Source organism: Peribacillus sp. NPDC058002 (assembly GCF_042886655.1).
GTDB lineage: Bacteria > Bacillota > Bacilli > Bacillales > DSM-1321 > Peribacillus > Peribacillus aracenensis.
The window spans coordinates 1900-4540 of sequence record NZ_JBHVQU010000269.1; the positions used below are offsets into that span (position 1 = coordinate 1900).

2 protein-coding genes are annotated in these 2641 nt (G+C 39.5%); both read left to right on the forward strand.

The features are described from left to right. The coding region (locus tag ACFVSH_RS23275; RefSeq protein WP_387708072.1) for a MaoC/PaaZ C-terminal domain-containing protein at window positions 1-336 on the forward strand (336 nt) is incomplete at its 5' end. Window positions 337-756: 420 nt separating this feature from the next. Then, entirely contained in the window at window positions 757-2454 is a 1698-nt protein-coding gene (locus tag ACFVSH_RS23280; RefSeq protein ID WP_387708074.1) for a sigma-54 interaction domain-containing protein, read from the forward strand. Window positions 2455-2641 lie beyond the last annotated feature (187 nt).

Here is a 2641-nt window from a genome sequence, read left to right on the forward strand (position 1 = left end):
CGATTGGACCTCATTAAATATGCAGGCGCATCAGGTGATTTCAATCCCATTCATACCATTGATGAAGAAGCAAAGAATGCTGGTCTTCCCGGTATCATCGCACATGGAATGTGGACGATGGGAAACCTCGCAAAGCTTTTCAGTAATCTTTATGAAACTGGATTTATCGAAGAATACAAGATTCGCTTCAAAGGAATGGTTTTCTTGAATGATGTCATAACTCTTCATGCGGATCTAAAAGAAAGAAATGGGGATAGATATTTTTTCAATGTAGCGGCCACTAACCAATCAGGTAAGGAAGCGATCAGTGGAGAGGTTATTTTTAAGACTTACTGAGGGAAGGTAAATTACTTCATCACTTCCAGTCTGTCTACAAAAAGGAGTTTGGAATGGTCTCATCCCGAACCATGAATTTAGAACAAGTTTTTTTACTGTTTATGAAACTTTCACTAGATTGAAGAAATTTGCGGCACTCCTGCCGAATAACTGGCTAGCCAAGACCCCACAGACGCTTGCTTTGATGAGGCTTGGCAGACAGTCGGCGGAAAGGGAGCGGATTTCTGAAATCAACTAGAATTTTTTTATAAAGAAAACTGTAGGCAAACTGACCTTCTGTTAATTTGTCTAAAGTCTGTAGTGATGAAAATTATTTCATCACTACTTTTTTTAGGAGCGAAATTCGACAATTTTAAAGGAGTTTCGAATTTTATCCAGAATTGTACTTAAAAAGAATTCTTTTTGCGGCGGTGAATAGTAATGAATCAAGTGAAACAGGATTCTCAGATAAATTTGCTCAAAGAGTGGACCTTTCCTGCACTGGTCGTGGATTCTGCAAATCGGATAAAGGATTGGGGCACCTATTTTAATCAGTCATTAAGAAAGAATGGTAATAATACACTAACCGAACAATTCGATGAGTGGCAATTTCTAGATAATAAAAGGCTTGCAGCTGCAAGGCTGCATGATAAACGGTATTTATTTTTATTAATGAAACAAATGGGTACTGACAATAATCTATATATAGGCAGTGAAACAGAATTTTTGGACGAATTATTGATTGATGCTCATAAAACGGATAAATTGAATCGCGCTCTGGATGCCATTATCGAAAATTCCTATGATGGGATATACATCACCGATCAAGATGGAGTCACGCTTTATACCAATTCGGCAATTGAACGGATCACTGGCATACCAAAAGAGTATTATATCGGCAAATCGGTGGACCAATTGATTAAACGCGGCATCTTGAATGCTTCGGTGACGCATAAGGTAGTGAAGCTGAGACGAACGGTATCGGTCGTACAGGATAATTTTGCCGGAAAGGAAACATTGATTACTGGAAGTCCCGTTTTTAATGCCGAAGGGGAGATAGAGCAAGTCGTTACGAATATAAGGGATTTATCTGATTTAAATGAACTGATGCATGAGTTGACGAAAGTTAATGAGCTGAATAATCAATATAAGCAGGAAATTGAGAAACTGCGGAAGATAACAAGCAAGGATGGAGTCGTATTTGTCAGTGATAAAATGAAAATGATCTATGAGATTGCTGAAAGAATATCGGATATCGATGCGACCGTACTCATTCTGGGGGAAACGGGTGTTGGAAAGGATGTCCTTGCCCGCAATATTTATAATCGGAGCATCCGATCTAAAAAAGGGGACTTCATCAAAATAAATTGCGGAGCAATTCCCGCCGATTTATTGGAATCCGAGCTTTTTGGATATGAAGGAGGGGCATTTACCGGAGCCAATCAAAAAGGCAAACCAGGGATGTTTGAGCTGGCAGAGAGTGGGATCTTATTCTTGGATGAAGTCGGTGAGCTTCCCTTGCAACTTCAAGTGAAGCTGCTTCGGGCGCTTCAGGAAAGGGAGATTCAAAGAATCGGAGGTACAAAGCCAAAGAAAATCGATGTTCGGATAATAGCAGCCACGAACCGAAATTTATCGGAGATGGTCAAATCGGGTGATTTTCGCGAAGACCTCTTCTACAGGCTGAATGTCATTCCAATCACGATTCCTCCTTTAAGGGAAAGAAGAGAGGATATCTTGGCATTGATTGACTTATTTTTAACAAAGGCTAACGAACAATATAAATTCTCAAAAGAAATAGATTCGCGGCTGAAGGAATATTTTTATCAACATGATTGGCCAGGAAATGTCCGTGAATTGATTAATATAGTGGAGAGGCTCGTCGTGCTGACGGATAATCAAATATTATCGATTAACGACCTTCCGGAAGAATATCAGCCGGAAAACCGGAATCAGCCGGACCTCAATGCTACCCTAACTTTAAAAGAAGCGGTGGAAAGGGCCGAAAAGGAAATCTTGACGAAAGCGGCTCAAACCTACCAAACTACATATGAAATCGCAGAAGCCCTTGATTCCAGCCAGGCAACAATTGTGAGGAAACTTAAAAAATATCGATTAAAGGTCAGTGGAAAAGAATAAGTAAGTATGAACAGCACCTGCATTGTTGGACATTATTCAACAATGCAGGTGCTGTTTTTTTGCTGAAATTCCTAATTATATGTACGCGTTTTTTGGGGACTGGTTTTATTACTTTTTGGGTTTTTAGAAATTGGCTCTTTTCGTAAAGATTGTTGTTTTTAAAAACTAAACGATTTAAGGTTGATGG

What these genes read in the sequence shown, in the direction of transcription:
- ACFVSH_RS23280 (WP_387708074.1), top strand. Translation starts at nt 757, where the DNA reads ATGAATCAAGTGAAACAGGATTCTCAGATAAATTTGCTCAAAGAGTGG.